We start from the raw sequence: 7,280 nt of genomic DNA, 5'->3' as shown, positions 1-7,280 counted from the left end.
GAACTTTCAATGTCTTGTGAAACGGCCACTTTCATTTGAAAAATATCAGCGGTGAGTTGTAGCCAAAAATCATTTTTCGTAAATCCTCCGCTGGTCATAATTACGATTTCTTCACGCTCTTTTTTATCAGGAATTAATATTTCGGTGATGCTCAATAAGCCAAATAAAATCCCTTCCAACGTTGCCCGAACCAAATGGGCTTTAGTATGATTGATGGTAATTCCTAACAATGTTCCTTGGGCGGAGGCATCCCAAATTGGCGCTCTTTCTCCTAATAAATAAGGGACAAAAATTAACCCATCCGATCCCGCTGAAACGGTTTGGGCTTTTACTAAAAGTTCATCAAATGATTCTTCTGATTGCAAAATAGATTCTTTTAGCCATTGTAAAACGACCGCTCCATTATTAACCGCCCCTAATTTAAGGTATTGATTATCAACAAGATGATAACATTGTGTCCGCATTTTTGCATCAATAAAAGGCTTGTCAATCGGTAAACGAACGGCTCCGCTTGTACCGATAGTTAAAGCCATTCTACCTTTTTGCATAGCACCCGTTCCTAAATTGGCTAACGCTCCATCTCCTCCTCCTAAAACTAAAGTATGGTTTTGCAACAAACTTTTAGCCGTATGTTTTGGAGAAACAATGGTTGAAAGTTGGTTTTCATGGATGCCTAAATGATTTAAAATATCAGAATCCCATTGTAGGTTTTCAATATCCATCATGCCCGTTCCCGAAGCCATTGATGAATCTATCACGTATTCGCCCGTGAGATGATGCCAAATGTATTCTTTTATGCTGATAAATTTATGCGTTTTTGCATAGATTTCGGGTTCATTTTCTCGCAACCAAAGAATTTTGGTCATCGGGCAAAATGTATGAATTGGCAGTCCTGTTTTTTTATAAAATGCTTTTCCTAATTCGCTTTCTTTTAGGTTATTTGCAATATCACTCGCCCGATTATCAGCCCATAAAATAATGTCGGTTAATGGATTCCCTTGTTTATCAACGGCAATAACGCTCTGCATTGCCGAACTGAAACTGATAAATTGGGGAGTAATATTTGTGGTAACTTTATTGATACACGCCAAAACAGCCGTTAAAATTTCTAAGGGCTTTTGAATACTCCAGTCAGGTTGAGGATGGTACATTTCATAGCTTATACAGCAATGGTTTACTACATTTCCTTCTTGGGTAAAAACCATTGCTTTGGTGGCAGTTGTTCCAATGTCTATGCCTATATAAAAATGGTTCATTGATTAAAAGTTGGCACGCAGATGAGACTTGCCATTTCATTTTTAAAAATTTATTTCTTCTCAACAGCATGACCGCCAAACTCATTTCTGAGTGCGGCAACTACTTTTCCAGAGAAAGTATCAATCATTTGCGAACGGTAACGCATCATTACGGACATCGCAATTACAGGCGTTGGTACACCCAAATCTAAGGCTGTTTCCAACGTCCATTTTCCTTCGCCCGACGAGTGCATAATGCCTTTGATTGAATCTAATTTTGGGTCTTTCGAGAAGGCATTTTCCGTTAATTCCATCAACCAACCTCTTACCACAGAGCCATGATTTAACATTTTTGCCGTTTTTTGGAAGTCAATATCAAATTCAGAATGTTCAAAAACCTCAAAACCTTCGGCAATGGCTTGCATCATTCCGTACTCAATTCCATTGTGAACCATTTTGGTAAAATGCCCACTTCCCGCTGCTCCCGTGTGCAAATATCCATTTTCTACCGAAATATCTTTGAATACTTTTTCAACGTAAGCAAACACTTCATTTTCACCGCCAATCATCGTGCAAGCACCGTTTAATGCCCCCGAAGTTCCGCCTGATGTTCCGCAGTCCAAGAAATTTATATTTTTGGTTTTAAGGTAATTATAACGTTTTTTAGAATCCTTAAAATTCGAGTTTCCACCGTCAATGATAATGTCGGCAGGATTTAGAAAAGGCAATAATGCTTCAATCACTTTGTCCACAATTTCACCGGCAGGCACCATCAGCCAAATCACTTTTCGGTCACTTAATTGCAGGCATAATTCTTCAATTGAATTACCCGTTTTGATTCCTTCGTCAGCAATTTTTTGAACAAAATCTTGGTTTACGTCATTGGCTACGACTTTGTAACCGTTTCTTTTTAAATTAAGGGCAAGGTTAAAACCCATTTTTCCTAATCCTATAATTCCGATTTGCATATTTCTTTGTTTATAATTAATTCCTCAAAGGTAAAATAAAGACTCCATGTTTTCATGGAGTCTATGGGGTTTGTGTTATTGAAAGGTTGTTTTGTTGTTTTTAGCTGTACTCATTTTCATTATTTATCCCACCAAACTTTGGCATCTAAATCGTCCGCTCCCATTCTTGCAATGGCTTCTTTTACACTTACACCATTGACAGAAATTTCCGAATTTGGATAGGTTAATCTTCTGATAAAAGCACCTTTGATGCTTTTTCCTGGAAATGGATTCGGGGCTAAATTCGGGAAACCACTGCGTCTAAAATTGGCAAATGCTTCTGGCCCATTCAAGAAAGAGGCTACCCAATATTGCGTATTTATTTGTTCCAAACCTGCACTTGCATTATATGGATTTGCTTTTTGATAAGCATCAATAGCAGTGGCAGAAACGGCCGAATTGGCATCGTATAAAGCCATTTGCTCCATGTGTAATTTTACGCCTTTATTAAAAAATGTCTCGGCTGTTGAACCCGTAATCCATCCACGTTGAGCGGCTTCTGCCAATAATAATTGCGTTTGAGCAGCCGTTACCAAGAACATTGGCGAAGTAGTTTTTGCCATTCGAGTTCTGTCCACTTGACTGTAATCATAAAAACTTGCCAATTTTGATTTCGCTACTTCCGTTCCGATTGAACCATTATCAAACCCAAAAGGCATACCGATTTGTAAACTTGGGTCGGTGGTTGCACGAGCCGAAGTTTGGTCATTTCCCGATTTTGCCCCCACGTATCTTAATGCAATTGATTTTAAGCGTGGATCATTCATTTGTTGTAAAAAAGCAACAAATGGAGCACCCAAATAAATATTACTCGATTCTGTCGAATTAAGCGTTTGTCCAAGCGCATTCAAATAATTGGCATCGTGTTTTATGAACGCATTATCAGAATTTGCTTCCATAATTCCTGCTTGAAATGCTTTTTGAACAATTGATTGCGCTTGAGTTAAATCAATTTTAGTCAATCTCATACCTGCACGAAGCAACACAGAATTCCCGAATTTTTTCCAAAGACTCACATTTCCACCGTACAAAATATCAGCAGTTTCAATCGTTTTTGAAGCATCCAAAGCGGCAGTTGCTTCGGTTAATTCTTTGATAATCCCCGCATAAACGGTTTGTTGAGCATCATATTTCGGAAAAATTAATTGATTGGTATAGCCTTTCCCAGCCTCTGAGTAAGGAATATCGCCATAAGAATCCGTTAAAACCAAAAAGCTGTAAGACTGTAAAATACGAGCCATATTGTAAAGATTACTTCTGGCGGGTAAACTTTTAGTCGTAGAAATTACGTCGTAAGTATTACGGATGACCGAACGATAATAACGTTGCCAGTTTTGTTGGGTATTATCCCGAATATCTTGATTGAAATTTGCCCCTGCCAAAACGCCCGAATTTGGCGAAACCATTTGCTGAACAATGCCAATTTCATAAAGAATTGTCCCTGTTGGAAACGACGTATTGATTGTAGCATTATTGAGCGTAAAAACGGGATTAATGGATGTTGCAGCAGTTTTATTGACATTCAATTCATCAAACCCTTTATCGCAACTAACCAATAAGCCCCCTAACCCCCAAAACGGGAATAAAAGAATAATTTGTTTAAATATATTTTTCATTTTATAATTATTTTCAAGACCTTAAAGTCAATTTTATCTGTTAAAACTTTTGTATTCGATAAAAAAATCTGCGTAAATCTGCGTTACGCAGTATCTGCGTTATCTGTGTTCCATCAATTGCGAAGCAATCTAAAACTTAGCATTCAAATTAAACCCGATGCTACGAGTTGTTGGCAAACCAGTTGACTCCATACCCACCAAATTATCCGATGAATAACCAAATGAATCAGGATCAATATTTGGAACCCATTTCTTAATCAAGAAAACATTATTGGCTGTCAAACTCAATTTTAAAGCTTTCACAGGGAATGATTTAGGTAAAAACTTACTCAAATCATAACCTGCTGTAATCTGACGTAGTTTCCAATATCCTCCATTATACACCACAGGTTCAATAATTGCTTGTGAACGAACCACCGACCAATAATCTTGAACAGGTGCTTTAACCGTATTTGGCTCACCTTTTTCAGTTACGCCAACGCCCAAAACTCCACCTTCACGACCTTCCAAAGTCATTTGGTGCAAACCGTGACGAACGGCGTTGAAATTTGTACCCGAAAGCATCATGTTTCCTAATTTGAAATCAATTAAGAAAGAAAGTGTTAAGCCTTTATAATTAAATGAATTGGTGATTCCGCCCATCCATTTTGGCAAAGCACTACCGTAAGAAATCAAGTCATTGGTTCTCAAAGGAATACCATTTGTTCCAAAAATCATTTGTCCTTGGTCATTTCTCTTAAAGCCAAAACCATAAATTTGCCCCATTTCTTGCCCTACAATTTGGCGAAGTTCACCGTTGAAAACGTGCGTTCCCGTCGTAATTCTTTCGCCTTCTTTATCGGTTGTCAAACTTAACACTTTCGTAATATTATAAGAACCATTTACGGTTACATTCCATTGAAAGCTGTTAGTTTTTACGGGCGAAAATGCCAATAACATTTCTAAACCATTGGTTTGACTTTTTCCACTATTAATTAAGGAATTGGTAAAACCCGAAGCATCCGAAACTTGAGCCGATACAATTTGGTCGCTCGTAACTTTACGATATGCAGCCAAATCAATCGAAAGACGATTTTGGAATAATTTTAATTCTAAACCAATTTCCGACTCTGAAGTACGCATTGGTTTCAGATTTGAATTAGGAACAGTTGCCCCCGAAGAACCACCAATGGGCTGTGGACTTCCCGCTGGATTGGCGAATAAGTTGGCATTGATGGCATAAAATAAATTATTTGAATATGGTGATACGTCAGTATCGCTACCAACCTCAGCATAAGCAACCCGCAATTTTCCAAAACTCAACCAACTCGGAATGCTTGAAAGCGATTGAGAAAACACGTAACTTCCTGATATAGAAGGATATAAAATACTTCTATTTTCTTTAGCAAGTGTTGAAAACCAATCATTTCTGGCAGTAACGTTTACAAATAGAAAGTTTTTGTAAGAAAATTCACTCGCTCCGTAAATTGAATTTACCGCTCTTTCGGATAATCCATAAATTGGATCTTTTACCCGTCCGTTCATCACCGTGTAAAGGTCACGAACTACAAAATCAGTTACTTGAACTGAGTTTACATCAGAACGACGGTACATTTGATTGCCTCCCACGTTTAAATCAATGCCAAAATCGCCAAAAGTTTTGTTCGCAGTTATTAAAATATCGGCATTGGTTTCTCTAAATCTGCGGGATTCTTGGGTATAAACGCCATTTACAAAACCAACTGGAGCGGGTCCAAGTGAGGCTTGTCCCGTTGGAAAATTGTTGTAATCTTGGTCACGTGACCAATAATCCTGACCAATTCGCCCTTGAACGGCAAGCCAATCTAATAATTTATATTTTACCGAAACATTACCAAAAATTCGATCACGGGTAATATTTTGAAATTGTTGTGAAAGTGTGAAATAAGGATTCGTTCTATTTTTAAATCTTGAATAAACGTACTCATCGCCATTGGCATCAAATTTCTTGGCTTCCAACAAATCAAAAGGCATTGAGTTTGCCATATTGTAAACAGAAGTAGGAATAGAATTATCCTGATTAGCAATGTTTGGAGGGTTTTTATTATTCTCATTTGAATAATTTACGTTTCCAGCAATGCTTAATTTTTTAGAAATATCATACGCATAACCCAAGTTTATCGTCTTGCGATTGAAGGAGTTATTTGGCACAATTCCCTTATTATCCATGTTGGCAAACGACAGCGTAAGTCCCCCTTTTTCGGTAGTTGAAGAAATAGAAACGGTATTGGTAAAGTTTGTTCCATTTCTAAAAAACTTGCTAATTCTATTATAAACGGGTTCGTAAGGAACAGTTACGCCATCAAAAAGTACTTGCGTCATGCCCGGCTGAAATTTTTCTCCAAACGACCATTGCCCCGAAGTTGGGTTGGCAGTGGTTGGGCGAATTCCGTTTTCACCTTGACCATAAACGTATTGATAATCCGTAAAATCCAAAGGCGTATCATTGGTAAAATTTGAGTTAAACGAAACGCCAATTCCTCTTGAATCGCCTTTTGTTTTGGTCGTAATCATAATCACGCCGTCTTTTGCACGAGAGCCGTAAAGTGCGGCTGCGGTTGCTCCTTTCAAAACGGTCATACTTTCAATATCATCGGGATTGATACTCGAAAGTCCATCGCCCCCATCGGACGTATTTCCACCGCCACGAACCCCAATTGAGTTATCAGCCGCTGCGTTTCCTGGGTTCGTTCCAAAGTTGGTATTATCAATTGGAATACCATTTACAACGATTAGGGGGCTATTTTGTCCAGAAATTGAACTTTGTCCTCTGATTCTAATTTTGGATGTTCCCGCAGGCCCCGTTCCCAAAGGAGAAATATTTACCCCCGCAATTTGTCCTTGCAAAGCGTTCATAAAATTGGGCGTTCTGTTTTCAGTTAAGGCCTCACGATTGATGGTAGAAACAGAATACCCCAATTTCTTTGCATCTTTTTTGATACCCAAAGCCGTTACAACAATTTCCTCCAAATTCTGATTATCTTCCACCAAGGTTACATCAATGGTCGTTTTATTACCCACGCTAATTTCTTTGGTAACAAAACCAACCGCACTAAAAATCAAGGTTACATTATTGCCGACTGCAATTTTATAGCTTCCAGTTGCATCGGTACTTGTACCTTTGGTCGTTCCCTTTATTTTAACGGCAACTCCTGCAATACCGCTATTAGATTTGTCTGTAACAAGTCCTTTAATCGATAAATCCTGCGAAAAGGATACGGCAGTATATAGTACAAAACCCATTGCCAAGATGATTTTGGGCAGGTTTTGTAATATATAAAGATTATTTAGTCTAATTCTTTTCATATTTTTTGAAATTGTTTAAATTGGATGAGCGATTGTGAGATAAATTTTTGAGCTAAGATTTCCTGTATTTTAATAATTCACTGATACAAATTTTCATC

General features: G+C 38.0%; 4 protein-coding genes. All 4 read right to left on the bottom strand.

The window, feature by feature from the left end; all coding sequences use genetic code 11:
- Positions 1-1,256 (bottom strand): gluconokinase (locus AC1W31_RS05180; RefSeq protein ID WP_481733347.1); only part of this gene is annotated, 1,256 nt, incomplete at its 3' end.
- Positions 1,257-1,306: 50 nt separating this feature from the next.
- Complete coding sequence (gene gnd / locus AC1W31_RS05175) at positions 1,307-2,203, bottom strand: phosphogluconate dehydrogenase (NAD(+)-dependent, decarboxylating) (protein WP_481733346.1); 897 nt, start codon at positions 2,201-2,203, stop codon at positions 1,307-1,309.
- A 119-nt stretch (positions 2,204-2,322) separates the two neighbouring features.
- Positions 2,323-3,858 carry a SusD/RagB family nutrient-binding outer membrane lipoprotein gene (locus AC1W31_RS05170; protein ID WP_481733345.1) on the bottom strand — a complete coding sequence of 512 codons (1,536 nt, stop codon included), beginning with the start codon at positions 3,856-3,858 and terminating at the stop codon, positions 2,323-2,325.
- A gap of 129 nt (positions 3,859-3,987) precedes the next feature.
- Positions 3,988-7,182 (bottom strand): SusC/RagA family TonB-linked outer membrane protein, encoded by a 3,195-nt coding sequence (locus AC1W31_RS05165; protein ID WP_481733344.1) that lies wholly within the window; start codon positions 7,180-7,182, stop codon positions 3,988-3,990.
- Positions 7,183-7,280 lie beyond the last annotated feature (98 nt).

The organism is Arcicella sp., assembly GCF_964672035.1.
Note: the sequence above shows the minus strand (reverse complement) of the source record. Positions and strands in the feature narration are given on the sequence as shown.